Annotated in this window: 16 protein-coding genes; 15 read left to right on the top strand and 1 reads right to left on the bottom strand. The window is 52.2% G+C overall.

Annotated elements, in window-relative coordinates; genetic code table 11:
• Complete coding sequence (gene puuE / locus ATB02_RS05640; protein ID WP_105271229.1) at positions 1 to 1,266, top strand: 4-aminobutyrate transaminase; 1,266 nt, start codon at positions 1 to 3, stop codon at positions 1,264 to 1,266.
• Between the two features lie 119 nt (positions 1,267 to 1,385).
• On the opposite strand, the gene pspF is transcribed toward puuE, so the two are convergent.
• A complete protein-coding gene (gene pspF / locus ATB02_RS05635; protein ID WP_032302985.1) occupies positions 1,386 to 2,363 on the bottom strand; it encodes a phage shock protein operon transcriptional activator in 978 nt (325 codons plus the stop codon).
• A 166-nt stretch (positions 2,364 to 2,529) separates the two neighbouring features.
• Between pspF and pspA the strand changes: the two genes are divergently transcribed.
• The 14 genes from pspA to pgmB all read left to right on the top strand — a co-directional run bounded on the left by pspA (position 2,530) and on the right by pgmB (position 15,257).
• Positions 2,530 to 3,198, top strand: coding sequence for a phage shock protein PspA (gene pspA / locus ATB02_RS05630; protein WP_000511033.1), 669 nt, complete (start codon positions 2,530 to 2,532; stop codon positions 3,196 to 3,198).
• A gap of 53 nt (positions 3,199 to 3,251) precedes the next feature.
• On the top strand, positions 3,252 to 3,476 hold the full coding sequence (gene pspB, locus ATB02_RS05625) for an envelope stress response membrane protein PspB (RefSeq protein ID WP_001274958.1): 225 nt from the start codon (positions 3,252 to 3,254) through the stop codon (positions 3,474 to 3,476).
• Positions 3,476 to 3,835 carry an envelope stress response membrane protein PspC gene (gene pspC / locus ATB02_RS05620; protein WP_000907386.1) on the top strand — a complete coding sequence of 120 codons (360 nt, stop codon included), beginning with the start codon at positions 3,476 to 3,478 and terminating at the stop codon, positions 3,833 to 3,835. The genes pspB and pspC overlap by 1 nt, the downstream gene beginning before the upstream one ends.
• A gap of 8 nt (positions 3,836 to 3,843) precedes the next feature.
• The gene (gene pspD, locus ATB02_RS05615; RefSeq protein WP_001299358.1) at positions 3,844 to 4,065 is read left to right on the top strand and encodes a phage shock protein PspD; all 222 of its coding nucleotides are present in this window, start codon (positions 3,844 to 3,846) and stop codon (positions 4,063 to 4,065) included.
• A gap of 74 nt (positions 4,066 to 4,139) precedes the next feature.
• Positions 4,140 to 4,454 (top strand): thiosulfate sulfurtransferase PspE, encoded by a 315-nt coding sequence (pspE, locus tag ATB02_RS05610; protein ID WP_000473128.1) that lies wholly within the window; start codon positions 4,140 to 4,142, stop codon positions 4,452 to 4,454.
• A gap of 213 nt (positions 4,455 to 4,667) precedes the next feature.
• Positions 4,668 to 6,347 (top strand): glucosylglycerate phosphorylase, encoded by a 1,680-nt coding sequence (gene ycjM, locus ATB02_RS05605; protein WP_105271228.1) that lies wholly within the window; start codon positions 4,668 to 4,670, stop codon positions 6,345 to 6,347.
• Positions 6,348 to 6,360: 13 nt separating this feature from the next.
• Complete coding sequence (locus tag ATB02_RS05600; protein WP_105271227.1) at positions 6,361 to 7,653, top strand: ABC transporter substrate-binding protein; 1,293 nt, start codon at positions 6,361 to 6,363, stop codon at positions 7,651 to 7,653.
• A gap of 20 nt (positions 7,654 to 7,673) precedes the next feature.
• Positions 7,674 to 8,555, top strand: a complete 882-nt coding sequence (locus ATB02_RS05595; protein WP_001080790.1) for a carbohydrate ABC transporter permease — start codon at positions 7,674 to 7,676, stop codon at positions 8,553 to 8,555.
• Complete coding sequence (locus tag ATB02_RS05590; protein WP_000224670.1) at positions 8,542 to 9,384, top strand: carbohydrate ABC transporter permease; 843 nt, start codon at positions 8,542 to 8,544, stop codon at positions 9,382 to 9,384. The genes ATB02_RS05595 and ATB02_RS05590 overlap by 14 nt, the downstream gene beginning before the upstream one ends.
• 30 nt (positions 9,385 to 9,414) lie before the next feature.
• Entirely contained in the window at positions 9,415 to 10,467 is a 1,053-nt protein-coding gene (locus ATB02_RS05585; RefSeq protein WP_105271226.1) for a zinc-dependent alcohol dehydrogenase, read from the top strand.
• Positions 10,468 to 10,483: 16 nt separating this feature from the next.
• Positions 10,484 to 11,272 (top strand): sugar phosphate isomerase/epimerase family protein, encoded by a 789-nt coding sequence (locus tag ATB02_RS05580; RefSeq protein WP_032184031.1) that lies wholly within the window; start codon positions 10,484 to 10,486, stop codon positions 11,270 to 11,272.
• A gap of 9 nt (positions 11,273 to 11,281) precedes the next feature.
• Positions 11,282 to 12,337, top strand: a complete 1,056-nt coding sequence (locus ATB02_RS05575) for a Gfo/Idh/MocA family protein (protein ID WP_105271225.1) — start codon at positions 11,282 to 11,284, stop codon at positions 12,335 to 12,337.
• The gene (locus ATB02_RS05570) at positions 12,334 to 14,601 is read left to right on the top strand and encodes a glycoside hydrolase family 65 protein (protein WP_105271224.1); all 2,268 of its coding nucleotides are present in this window, start codon (positions 12,334 to 12,336) and stop codon (positions 14,599 to 14,601) included. Before ATB02_RS05575 ends, ATB02_RS05570 begins: the two co-directional genes overlap by 4 nt.
• Positions 14,598 to 15,257: a beta-phosphoglucomutase gene (gene pgmB / locus ATB02_RS05565; RefSeq protein WP_105271223.1), complete on the top strand. Its 660-nt coding sequence runs from the start codon at positions 14,598 to 14,600 to the stop codon at positions 15,255 to 15,257. The genes ATB02_RS05570 and pgmB overlap by 4 nt, the downstream gene beginning before the upstream one ends.
• Positions 15,258 to 15,260: the final 3 nt, after the last annotated feature.

Genomic DNA, 15,260 nt, shown 5'->3' with positions numbered 1-15,260 from the left:
ATGAGCAACAATGAATTCCATCAGCGTCGTCTTTCTGCTACCCCACGCGGGGTTGGCGTGATGTGTAACTTCTTCGCCCAGTCGGCAGAAAACGCCACGCTGAAGGATGTAGAGGGCAACGAATATATCGATTTCGCCGCAGGCATTGCGGTGCTGAATACCGGGCATCGCCACCCTGATCTGGTCGCGGCGGTGGAGCAGCAATTGCAACAGTTTACCCACACGGCGTATCAGATTGTGCCGTACGAAAGCTACGTCACCCTGGCGGAGAAAATCAACGCCCTTGCCCCGGTGAGCGGGCAGGCTAAAACTGCGTTCTTCACCACCGGTGCGGAAGCGGTGGAGAACGCGGTGAAAATCGCCCGCGCCCATACCGGACGCCCTGGCGTGATTGCGTTTAGCGGCGGCTTCCACGGTCGTACATATATGACCATGGCGCTGACCGGAAAGGTCGCGCCGTACAAAATCGGCTTCGGCCCGTTCCCCGGTTCGGTGTATCACGTACCTTATCCGTCAGATTTACATGGCGTTTCAACGCAGGACTCCCTCGATGCCATCGAACGCTTGTTTAAATCGGACATTGAAGCGAAGCAGGTGGCGGCGATTATTTTCGAACCGGTGCAGGGCGAAGGCGGTTTCAACGTTGCGCCAAAAGAGCTGGTTGCCGCCATTCGCCGCCTGTGCGACGAGCACGGTATTGTGATGATTGCCGATGAAGTGCAAAGCGGCTTTGCGCGTACCGGTAAACTGTTTGCCATGGATCACTACGCCGATAAGCCGGACTTAATGACGATGGCGAAAAGCCTCGCGGGCGGGATGCCGCTTTCGGGCGTGGTCGGTAACGCGAATATTATGGACGCGCCCGCGCCGGGCGGGCTTGGTGGTACCTACGCCGGGAACCCGCTGGCGGTGGCTGCCGCGCACGCGGTGCTCAACATTATCGACAAAGAATCACTCTGTGAACGCGCTAATCAACTGGGCCAGCGCCTGACGCAAACGCTGATAGATGCCAAAGAAAGCGTTCCGGCCATCGCGGCGGTACGCGGTCTGGGGTCGATGATTGCGGCAGAGTTTAACGATCCGCAAACGGGCGAGCCGTCAGCGGCGATTGCACAGAAAATCCAGCAACGCGCGCTGGCACAGGGGCTGCTCCTGCTGACCTGTGGCGCATACGGCAACGTGATTCGCTTCCTGTATCCGCTGACCATCCCGGATGCGCAATTCGATGCGGCAATGAAAATATTGCAGGATGCGCTGAGCGATTAATAGCCCAACGCAATAATGTCTGATGCGCTGCGCTTATCAGGCCTGCAAACGACGTATTGATTATGTATGCCGGATAAGGCGTTCACGCCGCATCCGGCAAGTTGTATTGCCCAACTTCGCTAAATCTGGTGCTTTTTCAACAACGCGCGGAACTGATGATAGGTTAACCCCAGTAATTCAGCCGCGCGCTTCTGGTTATATTTCCCTTGTTGCAAACTGAGTAGCAGCAACTCTTTTTCCTGCTGCATCTGAAACTCACGTAAATCCAGTGGCAGCGTCGGAAGTGAAGTGTTTTCTGGAACGGCGATGGGTTCTTCAGGTGGACGCCGTTTAAAGGGATCAATAATAATGTCATCAAGCGGATAATCGCTGGTGCCGTGGCGATACACCGAACGTTCCACCACGTTTTTCAATTCACGAATATTTCCCGGCCAGCGATAATTCAGCAATGTTTCTCTGGCGCGCTCGGTAAAACCCGGGAACAGAGGCAGCTTGATTTCCCGACACATCTGAATGGCAAAGTGTTCTGCCATCAGCATAATGTCGCTTTCGCGCTCGCGCAGGGGCGGCAGTTGCACTACATCGAAAGCCAGCCGGTCGAGCAGGTCAGCGCGAAAAGTCCCTTCATTGACCATCGCCGGGAGATCGGCATTCGTCGCGCATACCAACCGCACATTCACCTGCAATGGCTGGCTGCCGCCAACGCGCTCCAGTTCACCGTACTCAATCACGCGCAATAATTTCTCCTGTACCATCATCGGTGCCGTAGCGAGTTCATCAAGAAATAGCGTACCGCCGTCGGCACGTTCAAATCTCCCTGGATGACGTTTTTGCGCACCGGTAAACGCGCCCGCTTCGTGACCAAACAGTTCGGAATCCAGCAGATTTTCATTTAACGCCGCGCAGTTAAGGGAAATAAACGGCCCCTGCCAACGGGAGGAGAGATAATGCAGACGACTGGCAATCAGCTCTTTACCTGTGCCGCGCTCGCCGATGATGAGCACCGGTTTGTCCAGCGGTGCGAGATGCGAAACCTGTTCCAGCACTTCGAGAAAGCTGTTCGCCTCACCGAGTAAATTATCTTTGTATTCTGCCATGATGAAATTCGCCACTTGTTAGTGTAATTCGCTAACTCATCCTGGCATGTTGCTGTTGATTCTTCAATCAGATCTTTATAAATCAAAAAGATAAAAAATTGGCACGCAAATTGTATTAATAGTTCAGCAGGACAATCCTGAACGCAGAAATCAAGAGGACAACATTATGGGTATTTTTTCTCGCTTTGCCGACATCGTGAATGCCAACATCAACGCTCTGTTAGAGAAAGCGGAAGATCCACAGAAACTGGTGCGTCTGATGATCCAGGAGATGGAAGATACACTGGTTGAAGTACGTTCTACTTCGGCGCGTGCGCTGGCAGAAAAGAAACAGCTGACTCGCCGTATTGAACAAGCGTCGGCGCGTGAAGTTGAATGGCAGGAAAAAGCCGAACTGGCGCTGCTGAAAGAGAGAGAAGATCTGGCGCGTGCGGCGTTAATTGAAAAACAGAAACTGACCGATCTGATTAAGAGCCTGGAACATGAAGTGACGCTGGTGGACGATACGCTGGTGCGTATGAAGAAAGAGATCGGCGAGCTGGAAAACAAATTGAGTGAAACACGCGCTCGCCAGCAGGCATTGATGTTACGCCATCAGGCGGCAAACTCGTCGCGCGATGTGCGTCGTCAACTGGACAGTGGCAAACTGGATGAAGCAATGGCTCGTTTCGAATCTTTCGAACGTCGAATTGACCAGATGGAAGCGGAAGCAGAAAGCCACAGCTTCGGTAAACAAAAATCGCTGGACGATCAGTTTGCCGAACTGAAAGCCGATGATGCAATCAGCGAGCAACTGGCACAATTAAAAGCCAAAATGAAGCAAGACAATCAATAATAACATCCAGGCGGCGTCCGAACGCGCCGCCGCTCATCGTCTAAGGAGTCCTTATGAGCGCGCTATTTCTGGCTATTCCGTTAACCATTTTTGTGCTGTTTGTTTTACCGATCTGGTTATGGCTGCATTACAGCAATCGTTCCGGTCGCGGTGAATTGTCGCAAAGTGAGCAGCAACGATTAGCGCAACTGGCTGATGAAGCAAAACGGATGCGCGAACGTATTCAGGCACTGGAATCCATTCTTGATGCAGAACATCCGAACTGGAGGGATCGCTAATGGCGGGTATTAATCTCAATAAAAAATTATGGCGTATTCCACAGCAGGGCATGGTACGTGGCGTCTGCGCCGGGATTGCCAACTATTTTGATGTACCGGTAAAACTGGTACGTATCCTGGTGGTGCTGTCGATTTTCTTCGGCCTGGCGCTGTTTACCCTGGTTGCTTACATCATTTTGTCATTTGCGCTTGATCCAATGCCGGACAACATGGCCTTTGGTGAGCAGCTACCTTCCAGCAGCGAATTGCTGGATGATGTCGACCGTGAACTGGCGGCAAGTGAAACGCGTTTACGCGAGATGGAACGTTATGTCACTTCCGATACTTTTACGTTACGTAGCCGTTTCCGTCAACTGTGAGGAAAGTTATGAATACTCGCTGGCAACAGGCCGGGCAAAAGGTGAAGCCTGGTTTCAAATTAGCAGGCAAGCTGGTACTTCTTACCGCACTGCGCTATGGCCCGGCAGGTGTAGCTGGCTGGGCGATAAAATCAGTTGCTCGCCGACCGCTGAAAATGTTGCTGGCCGTGGCGCTGAAACCGCTGTTAAGTCGGGCTGCCAATAAACTGGCGCAGCGTTATAAAAGGTGAGGGGAGTTTCGCAAAAATTGTTAAAGCTAAGGCGTATTATGGATGGCAATTTTCATCCATAGAAGGACGCTTACATGTTTAAAAAAGGCTTACTTGCTCTGACACTGGTGTTTTCACTGCCCGTTTTCGCCGCTGAACACTGGATCGATGTTCGTGTTCCAGAGCAGTATCAGCAAGAGCACGTTCAGGGAGCCATCAATATTCCCCTGAAGGAAGTGAAAGAGCGCATTGCCACCGCCGTTCCGGATAAAAACGACACCGTGAAAGTGTATTGCAATGCCGGACGCCAGTCAGGACAGGCAAAAGAGATCCTTAGCGAGATGGGATATACCCACGTTGAGAACGCTGGCGGCCTGAAAGACATCGCAATGCCGAAAGTCAAAGGTTAAAAGAATCCACCCTAAGCGGCGCTTATGCGCCGTTTACTTTTTCTGTCACACCTTATTTACATCCCCATAGATTATTTGCGTCAGCTCACAAATACGCTTTTTCCTTGGTAAAAAATGATTTCCTGCGTGACTAAAACCCTTGTGTTCAATTGACAGTTTATTTTCTGCGGAGTAGTCTCTCGTCTCATGGGACCGCTACCACGGAAAGGCAACATGAAACAGAAAATTACGGATTACCTGGACGAAATCTACGGTGGAACATTTACCGCGACTCATTTACAGAAACTTGTAACGCGTCTTGAGAGTGCGAAAAGATTAATTACACAGCGACGTAAAAAACACTGGGATGAAAGTGATGTCGTGTTAATTACCTATGCCGATCAATTTCACAGTAATGATTTAAAACCACTACCCACATTTAATCAGTTTTACCATCACTGGCTGCAAAGCATTTTTTCACATGTTCATTTGTTGCCGTTTTATCCATGGTCATCTGATGATGGCTTTTCGGTAATTGATTATCATCAGGTCGCCAGTGAAGCGGGGGAGTGGCAGGATATTCAGCAACTCGGTGAATGCAGTCATTTAATGTTTGATTTTGTCTGCAACCATATGTCGGCAAAAAGTGAATGGTTTAAAAACTATTTACAGCAGCAGCCAGGCTTTGAAGATTTTTTTATTGCCGTTGACCCGCAAACCGATCTCAGCGCCGTCACTCGCCCGCGTGCGTTACCGTTATTAACGCCATTCCAGATGCGCGATCATTCAACGCGCCATTTATGGACCACCTTTAGCGACGATCAAATTGACCTGAATTACCGTAGCCCTGAAGTGTTACTGGCGATGGTGGATGTTTTACTGTGTTACCTTGAGAAAGGTGCTGAGTATGTCCGCCTGGATGCCGTTGGCTTTATGTGGAAAGAGCCGGGAACAAGCTGCATCCATCTGGTAAAAACACATCTGATTATCAAGCTGTTACGGTCGATTATTGATGACGTAGCACCAGGTACAGTGATCATTACCGAGACCAATGTTCCGCACAAAGACAACATTGCTTACTTTGGAAACGGTGATGACGAAGCGCATATGGTGTACCAGTTCTCGCTGCCGCCGCTGGTGCTGCATGCGGTGCAAAAACAGAACGTTGAGGCGCTTTGTGCGTGGGCGCAAAACCTGACACTACCTTCCAGCAACACCACCTGGTTTAACTTCCTCGCCTCTCACGATGGCATCGGGCTTAACCCACTGCGTGGCTTGCTACCCGAAAGCGAAATATTAGCGCTGGTCGAGGCATTACAGCAGGAAGGGGCATTAGTAAACTGGAAAAATAATCCCGATGGTACGCGCAGTCCGTATGAAATGAATGTCACTTATATGGATGCGTTAAGCCGCCGCGAGAGTAGCGATGAAGAACGTTGCGCCAGGTTTATCCTTGCCCATGCGATTTTGTTAATTTTCCCCGGTGTGCCAGCGATATATATTCAAAGTATTCTGGGCTCGCGTAATGATTACGCAGGTGTCGAAAAACTGGGATATAACCGTGCGATTAACCGTAAAAAATACACCAGCGAAGAGATCACGACCGAACTGAACAATAAAGCGACGTTAAGGCACGCGGTATATCATGAATTGTCGCGACTAATTAAAATTCGTCGCAGTCATAACGAGTTTCATCCAGATAATGATTTTACCATCGATACGGTTAATTCATCCGTAATGCGTATTCAAAGAAGCAACGCGGATGGTAATTGTCTGACGGGTTTGTTTAATGTCAGTGAAAATATTCAGCATATAAATATTACTGACCTGCACGGTCGGGATCTGATTAGTGAAGTTGATATAGTGGGTAATGAAATAACGCTGCGCCCCTGGCAGGTTATGTGGATTAAATAAAAAGGAACATCTCATGATTAAATCAAAAATCGTGCTGTTATCAGCACTGGTTTCCTGCGCCCTGATTTCAGGCTGTAAAGAAGAAAATAAAACGAATGTCTCCATCGAGTTTATGCATTCTTCGGTGGAACAGGAACGCCAGGCGGTAATTAGTCAGTTAATTGCGCGTTTTGAAAAAGAAAACCCAGGCATCACTGTTAAACAGGTGCCGGTGGAAGAAGATGCCTATAACACCAAAGTCATCACCCTTTCCCGTAGCGGCTCGCTGCCGGAAGTGATCGAAACCAGCCATGACTACGCCAAAGTGATGGACAAAGAACAGCTTATCGATCGCAAAGCGGTTGCTACGGTCATCAGTAATGTCGGTGAAGGCGCGTTTTATGACGGCGTTCTGCGGATTGTGCGCACCGAAGATGGTAGCGCCTGGACTGGGGTTCCTGTCAGCGCATGGATTGGCGGTATCTGGTATCGCAAAGATGTGCTGGCAAAAGCCGGGCTGGATGAGCCGAAAAACTGGCAACAGTTGCTGGATGTCGCACAGAAACTGAACGATCCGGCGAATAAAAAATACGGTATTGCACTGCCGACGGCAGAAAGCGTACTGACGGAACAATCGTTCTCTCAGTTTGCGTTATCCAATCAGGCCAACGTTTTTAACGCCGAAGGCAAAATCACTCTTGATACGCCGGAGATGATGCAGGCGCTGACCTATTACCGCGACCTTGCTGCCAACACCATGCCGGGTTCTAACGACATTATGGAAGTGAAAGACGCCTTTATGAACGGCACCGCGCCGATGGCGATTTACTCCACCTATATCCTTCCGGCTGTAATTAAAGAAGGTGACCCGAAAAATGTCGGTTTCGTGGTGCCAACCGAGAAAAACTCGGCGGTCTACGGCATGTTGACCTCGCTGACCATTACCGCCGGGCAAAACAGCGAAGAGACGGAAGCGGCGGAAAAATTTGTCACCTTTATGGAGCAGGCAGACAACATTGCCGACTGGGTGATGATGTCACCAGGCGCGGCGCTGCCGGTGAACAAAGCGGTTGTGACGACTGCCACCTGGAAAGATAACGATGTGATTAAGGCGCTGGGAGACTTGCCGAATCAGTTGATTAGCGAACTGCCAAACATTCAGGTCTTTGGTGCGGTAGGGGACAAAAACTTTACCCGCATGGGCGATGTCACGGGCTCTGGTGTGGTGAGTTCAATGGTGCATAACGTCACCGTGGGGAAAGCCGATCTCTCAACCACGCTGCAAGCGAGCCAGAAAAAGCTGGATGAACTGATCGAACAGCACTAATCCCAGAACAGGAATCCGCAATGAACAGGCTTTTTTCAGGTCGTTCCGATATGCCCTTTGCGCTGTTGCTTCTCGCGCCCAGCTTATTACTGCTGGGCGGTCTGGTGGCGTGGCCGATGGTGTCGAATATCGAAATCAGTTTTTTACGTCTGCCGCTTAATCCCAACATCGAGTCAACGTTTGTTGGGGTGAGCAACTATGTGCGTATTCTCTCCGATCCCGGCTTCTGGCACTCGCTGTGGATGACGGTCTGGTATACCGCGCTGGTGGTGGCAGGTAGCACCGTGCTCGGGCTGGCGGTGGCGATGTTTTTCAATCGCGAGTTCCGCCTGCGCAAAACCGCGCGTTCGCTGGTGATCCTCTCCTACGTAACGCCGTCTATTTCGCTGGTGTTCGCCTGGAAATACATGTTCAACAACGGCTACGGCATTGTGAACTACCTCGGCGTCGATCTTCTGCATCTCTATGAGCAGGCACCGCTGTGGTTCGATAATCCGGGCAGTAGCTTTGTGCTGGTGGTGCTGTTCGCCATCTGGCGCTACTTCCCGTATGCCTTTATCTCGTTTCTGGCGATTTTGCAGACCATTGATAAATCGCTTTACGAAGCGGCAGAGATGGACGGCGCGAATGCCTGGCAACGGTTTCGCATCGTCACGCTGCCCGCGATTATGCCGGTCCTGGCGACGGTGGTGACTCTGCGTACCATCTGGATGTTCTACATGTTCGCTGACGTTTATTTGCTGACGACCAAGGTCGATATTCTCGGCGTCTATCTCTACAAAACCGCCTTTGCATTTAATGACTTAGGGAAAGCGGCGGCGATCTCGGTGGTGCTCTTCATCATTATTTTCGCTGTCATTCTGCTGACCAGAAAACGGGTGAACCTCAATGGCAACAAATAAACGCACACTCAGTCGCATCGGTTTTTACTGCGGGCTGGCGCTGTTTCTCATCATCACGCTGTTTCCCTTTTTTGTGATGCTGATGACCTCGTTCAAAAGCGCGAAAGAGGCGATCTCGCTGCATCCTACGCTGCTGCCACAGCAGTGGACGCTGGAGCATTACGTCGACATTTTTAACCCGGTGATTTTCCCGTTTGTCGATTATTTCCGTAACAGCCTGGTGGTGTCGGTAGTTTCATCCGTGATAGCAGTATTTCTCGGCATTCTCGGGGCTTACGCGCTTTCCCGCCTCCGCTTTAAAGGGCGAATGACCATCAACGCCAGCTTTTACACGGTGTACATGTTCTCCGGCATTTTGCTGGTGGTGCCGCTGTTCAAAATCATCACCGCGCTTGGCGTTTATGACACTGAGATGGCGCTGATCATCACCATGGTGACGCAAACCCTGCCCACCGCCGTGTTTATGCTGAAAAGCTACTTCGACACCATCCCTGATGAAATCGAAGAAGCGGCGATGATGGATGGCCTCAACCGTCTGCAAATCATCTTCCGTATCACAGTGCCCCTGGCGATGTCGGGCCTGATATCCGTGTTCGTCTACTGCTTTATGGTGGCGTGGAACGACTATCTGTTTGCCTCGATTTTCCTCTCCAGCGCCAGCAATTTCACTTTACCGGTAGGCCTGAACGCGCTGTTCAGTACCCCTGATTACATCTGGGGCCGAATGATGGCGGCCTCGCTGGTGACCGCATTGCCGGTGGTGATTATGTATGCACTTTCGGAACGTTTTATTAAGAGTGGTTTGACCGCCGGTGGCGTGAAGGGCTAAAGCGGCCAGTTTCTTGACAAGGAGTTTTACATGAAAAAGTTAGTAGCCACAGCACCGCGCGTTGCTGCGCTGGTTGAGTATGAAGACAGGGCGATTTTAGCCAATGAAGTGAAGATCCGCGTGCGGTTCGGCGCGCCGAAGCACGGGACGGAAGTGGTCGATTTCCGCGCCGCCAGCCCGTTTATCGATGAAGACTTTAATGGCGAATGGCAGATGTTCACCCCCCGTCCGGCAGATGCGCCGCGCGGCATTGAGTTTGGCAATTTCCAGCTTGGCAACATGGTGGTTGGCGACATTATCGAGTGCGGCAGCGAGGTTACCGACTACGCGGTGGGCGACAGCGTATGCGGCTACGGCCCGCTTTCCGAAACGGTCATCATTAACGCGGTGAATAACTACAAACTGCGCAAAATGCCGCAAGGTAGCTCGTGGAAAAACGCCGTCTGTTACGACCCGGCGCAGTTTGCCATGAGCGGCGTGCGCGATGCCAACGTGCGCGTGGGCGATTTTGTGGTGGTGGTAGGGCTTGGCGCGATTGGTCAAATTGCCATTCAACTGGCAAAACGCGCTGGCGCGTCGGTGGTGATTGGTGTCGATCCTATCGCTCATCGCTGTGATATTGCCCGTCGCCACGGGGCGGATTTCTGCCTTAACCCCATTGGCACAGATGTAGGCAAAGAGATTAAAACGCTGACCGGCAAGCAGGGTGCCGATGTGATTATCGAAACCAGCGGCTACGCCGACGCGCTGCAATCGGCACTGCGCGGCCTGGCTTATGGCGGCACCATCTCGTATGTCGCATTTGCCAAACCATTTGCCGAAGGTTTCAACCTCGGACGTGAAGCGCATTTCAACAACGCCAAAATTGTCTTCTCTCGTGCGTGCAGTGAACCGAACCCGGATTATCCGCGCTGGAGCCGCAAGCGTATTGAAGAAACCTGCTGGGAACTGCTGATGAACGGTTATCTCAATTGTGAAGATTTAATCGACCCGGTGGTGACCTTTGCTAACAGCCCGGAAAGCTACATGCAGTATGTCGACCAGCATCCGGAACAGAGCATCAAAATGGGCGTAACTTTTTAATTCTAAGGACGGAAAAATGAAAATCGGTACACAGAATCAGGCCTTCTTTCCAGAAAATATTCTGGAGAAATTTCGTTATATCAAAGAGATGGGGTTTGATGGTTTTGAGATTGACGGCAAACTGCTGGTTAACAATCTCGAAGAAGTCAAAGCAGCAATTAAAGAAACCGGTTTACCGGTGACCACCGCCTGCGGTGGTTATGACGGCTGGATTGGCGACTTTATCGAAGAACGTCGTCTTAATGGTTTAAAGCAGATCGAGCGCATTCTTGAGGCGCTGGCGGAAGTGGGCGGCAAAGGTATTGTCGTTCCGGCTGCGTGGGGCATGTTTACCTTCCGCTTACCGCCGATGACCTCACCGCGCAGCCTGGACGGCGATCGTCAAATGGTGAGCGATTCCCTGCGTTTCCTGGAAAAGGTGGCCGCGCGTACCGGAACGGTGGTGTATCTCGAACCGCTAAACCGCTATCAGGACCACATGATCAACACGCTCGCCGATGCACGTCGTTACATCGTCGAAAACGATCTTAAACATGTGCAGATTATCGGCGATTTCTATCACATGAATATCGAAGAGGATAACCTGGCGCAGGCGCTGCATGACAACCGTGACCTGCTTGGTCATGTGCATATTGCCGATAATCATCGCTATCAGCCGGGCAGTGGCACCCTCGATTTCCACGCGCTGTTTGAACAGCTGCGCGCCGATAACTATCAGGGCTATGTGGTGTATGAAGGGCGCATTCGGGCAGAAGATCCTGCTCAGGCGTACCGTGATTCTTTGGCCTGGTTGCGCACCTGCTAAGAGGTCTTTGTGAAAAGTGCAATGACAAGCTCTCCGCTGCGGGTCGCGATAATAGGCGCGGGCCAGGTGGCGGATAAGGTTCATGCTTCGTACTACTGCACCCGCAACGATCTGGAACTGGTGGCTGTCTGTGACAGCCGTCTTTCCCAGGCGCAGGCGTTGGCAGAGAAATACGGGAACGCATCCGTGTGGGACGATCCGCAGGCCATGCTGCTGGCGGTAAAACCTGACGTGGTAAGCGTCTGTTCACCTAACCGTTTTCATTACGAGCATACCCTGATGGCGCTGGAGGCAGGCTGCCATGTGATGTGCGAGAAACCGCCCGCCATGACGCCGGAACAGGCGCGGGAGATGTGTGATACCGCGCGTAAACAGGGCAAGGTGCTGGCCTACGACTTTCACCATCGTTTTGCCCTTGATACGCAACAACTGCGTGAACAGGTGACCAACGGCGTTTTGGGTGAGATTTACGTCACGACCGCCCGCGCCCTGCGTCGCTGCGGTGTTCCCGGTTGGGGTGTCTTTACCAATAAAGAACTGCAGGGCGGCGGCCCGCTGATCGACATTGGCATTCATATGCTGGATGCCGCGATGTATGTGCTGGGCTTTCCGGCGGTGAAAAGCGTGAATGCGCACAGCTTTCAAAAGATCGGCCCGCAAAAGAGCTGTGGTCAATTTGGCGAGTGGGACCCGGCAACCTACAGCGTCGAAGATTCACTGTTTGGCACCATTGAATTTCATAACGGCGGCATTCTTTGGCTCGAGACATCATTTGCACTCAACATCCGCGAACAGTCGATGATGAACGTCAGCTTTTGCGGTGATAAAGCCGGAGCCACACTGTTTCCGGCGCATATCTATACCGATAACAACGGTGAATTAATGACGCTAATGCAACGGGAACTGGCCGACGACAACCGTCATTTGCGCAGCATGGAAGCCTTTATCAATCACGTACAGGGCAAGCCAGTGATGATTGCCGATGCCGAGCAAGGGTACATCATCCAGCAACTGGTGGCGGCGCTGTATCAATCCGCAGAAACAGGGACGCGTGTGGAATTATGACCAGGCCAGTAACATTAACGGAACCCCATTTCAGCCAGCATACCCTGAATAAATATGCCTCATTAATGGCGCAGGGAAACGGCTATCTTGGGCTTCGTGCCAGCCATGAAGAAGATTACACGCGGCAGACGCGCGGCATGTATCTGGCGGGGCTTTATCATCGAGCGGGTAAAGGAGAAATCAACGAACTGGTGAATCTGCCAGACGTGGTGGGAATGGAAATTACCCTAAACGGCGAGATTTTTTCGTTATCCCGCGAAGCGTGGCAGCGTGAGCTTGACTTTGCCAGTGGAGAATTACGCCGCAGTGTTACCTGGCGCACCAGCGACGGCGCAGGGTTCACCATTGAAAGCCGTCGTTTTGTTTCGACAGATCAACTGCCGCTGATCGCGCTGGAAATCAGTATTACCCCGCTGGACGCCGAGGCATCAGTGCTGATCTCAACAGGCATTGATGCCACGCAAACCAACCACGGTCGCCAGCATCTGGATGAAACCCAGGTGCGGGTGTTTGGTCAGCATTTGATGCAGGGGATCTACACCACCCAGGATGGGCGCAGTGATGTGGCCATCAGCTGTCACTGTCAGGCGAGTGGTGACGTTCAGCAGTGCTATACCGCCAAAGAGCGCCGTTTGCTGCAACATACCAGCGCGCAACTTCGCACAGGTGAAACACTGACCCTGCAAAAGCGGGTGTGGATTGACTGGCGGGACGACCGACAAGCCGCTTTAGACGAGTGGGGCAGTGCGTCGCTTCGCCAGCTCGAAAGGTGCACGCAACAGAGTTATGACCAACTTCTAGCAGCATCGACAGAAAACTGGCAGAAGTGGTGGCAGAAACGTCGTATCACGGTAAACAGTAGCGATGCGCACGATCAGCGGGCGTTAGACTATGCGCTTTATCATTTGCGTATTATGACGCCCGCCCACGACGAGCGTAGCAGCATTGCGGCAAAAGCCTTAACCGGGGAAGGCTACAAAGGCCATGTTTTCTGGGATACGGAAGTGTTCCTGCTGCCGTTCCATCTGTTTAGCGAACCGACGATTGCCCGGAGTTTGCTGCGCTATCGCTGGCACAACTTACTGGGGGCGCAGGAGAAAGCGCGACGCAATGGCTGGCAGGGCGCGCTGTTTCCGTGGGAGAGCGCACGTAGCGGCGAAGAAGAAACGCCGGAATTTGCCGCCATTAACATTCGTACCGGGCTGCGGCAAAAAGTGGCCTCAGCGCAGGCAGAACATCATCTGGTTGCCGATATCGCCTGGGCGGTTATTCAATACTGGCAGGTAACGGGGGATGAAAGCTTCATTGCTCACGAAGGCATGGCGCTACTGCTGGAGACCGCAAAGTTCTGGATTAGCCGCGCGGTAAGGGTTAACGATCGTCTGGAAATTCATGATGTTATTGGGCCAGACGAATATACCGAACACGTTAACAATAACGCATACACAAGTTATATGGCCTGCTACAACGTCCAACAGGCACTGAATATTGCTCGCCAGTTTGGCTGTAGCGACGACGCGTTTATTCATCGTGCCGACATGTTCCTCAAAGAGCTGTGGATGCCAGAAATTCAGCCCGACGGCGTTTTGCCGCAGGATGATTCGTTTATGGCGAAACCGGCGATAGATCTGGCGAAATACAAAGCGGCGGCCGGGAAGCAAACCATTCTGCTGGATTATTCACGCGTAGAAGTGAACGAGATGCAGATCCTCAAGCAGGCCGATGTGGTGATGCTCAATTACATGCTGCCGGAGCTGTTCTCAGTGGCATCGTGTCTCGCCAATCTGCAATTTTATGAACCGCGCACCATCCACGACTCGTCATTGAGTAAAGCGATCCACGGCATTGTTGCCGCGCGTTGTGGCTTGCTTGCGCAGAGTTACCCGTTCTGGCGCGAGGGGAGTGAAATCGATCTCGGTGCTGATCCGCATAGCTGTGATGACGGTATCCATGCTGCCGCAACTGGCGCTATCTGGCTGGGGGCGATTCAGGGTTTTGCCGGAGTCAGCGTGCGTGACGGCGAATTACATCTCAATCCGGCGTTACCTGAACAGTGGCAACAGTTGTCTTTCCCTCTGTTCTGGCAGGGCTGCGAATTACAGGTCACTCTCGACGCGCAGCGTATTGCGATTCGAACTTCTGCGCCCGTTTCACTGCGGTTGAACGGTCAGCTTATTTCCGTGACTGAAGAGTCTGTTTTCTGTTTGGGTGATTTTATTTTGCCCTTCAATGGGACCGCTACCACGCATCAGGAGGATGAATGAAACTACAAGGGGTAATTTTCGATCTGGATGGCGTGATCACTGACACCGCACATCTGCATTTCCAGGCGTGGCAGCAGATTGCCGCCGAAATCGGCATCGGCATCGATGTGCAATTTAACGAGACGTTAAAAGGGATCAGCCGCGATGAGTCCCTGCGACGCATTCTGCAACACGGGGGCAAAGAGGGCGACTTTAACGTGCAAGAGCGGGCGCAACTGGCGTATCGCAAAAATCTGCTCTACGTCCACTCACTGCGCGAACTGACGGTTAACGCTGTTCTGCCGGGAATTCGGCCTTTGCTGGCAGATCTCCGCGCACAGCAGATTCCGGTTGGGCTGGCTTCTGTCTCCCTCAATGCGCCAACGATTTTAGATGCACTGGAGCTGCGTGAGTTTTTCACCTTCTGCGCGGACGCTTCCCAACTTAAACACTCGAAACCGGACCCGGAAATCTTTCTCGCCGCCTGTGCCGGGCTGTGCGTGCCGCCGCAGGCATGTATCGGCATTGAAGATGCGCAGGCGGGTATTGACGCCATTAACGCCAGCGGTATGCGCTCGGTGGGGATCGGCACGAGCTTAACCGGGGCGCAACTGTTGCTGCCCTCAACGGAATCTCTGACCTGGCCGCGGTTATCGGCCTTCTGGCAAAACGTATAGCAA

Source organism: Escherichia sp. MOD1-EC5189 (assembly GCF_002966045.1).
Classification (GTDB): domain Bacteria; phylum Pseudomonadota; class Gammaproteobacteria; order Enterobacterales; family Enterobacteriaceae; genus Escherichia; species Escherichia coli_F.
Note: the sequence above shows the minus strand (reverse complement) of the source record. Positions and strands in the feature narration are given on the sequence as shown.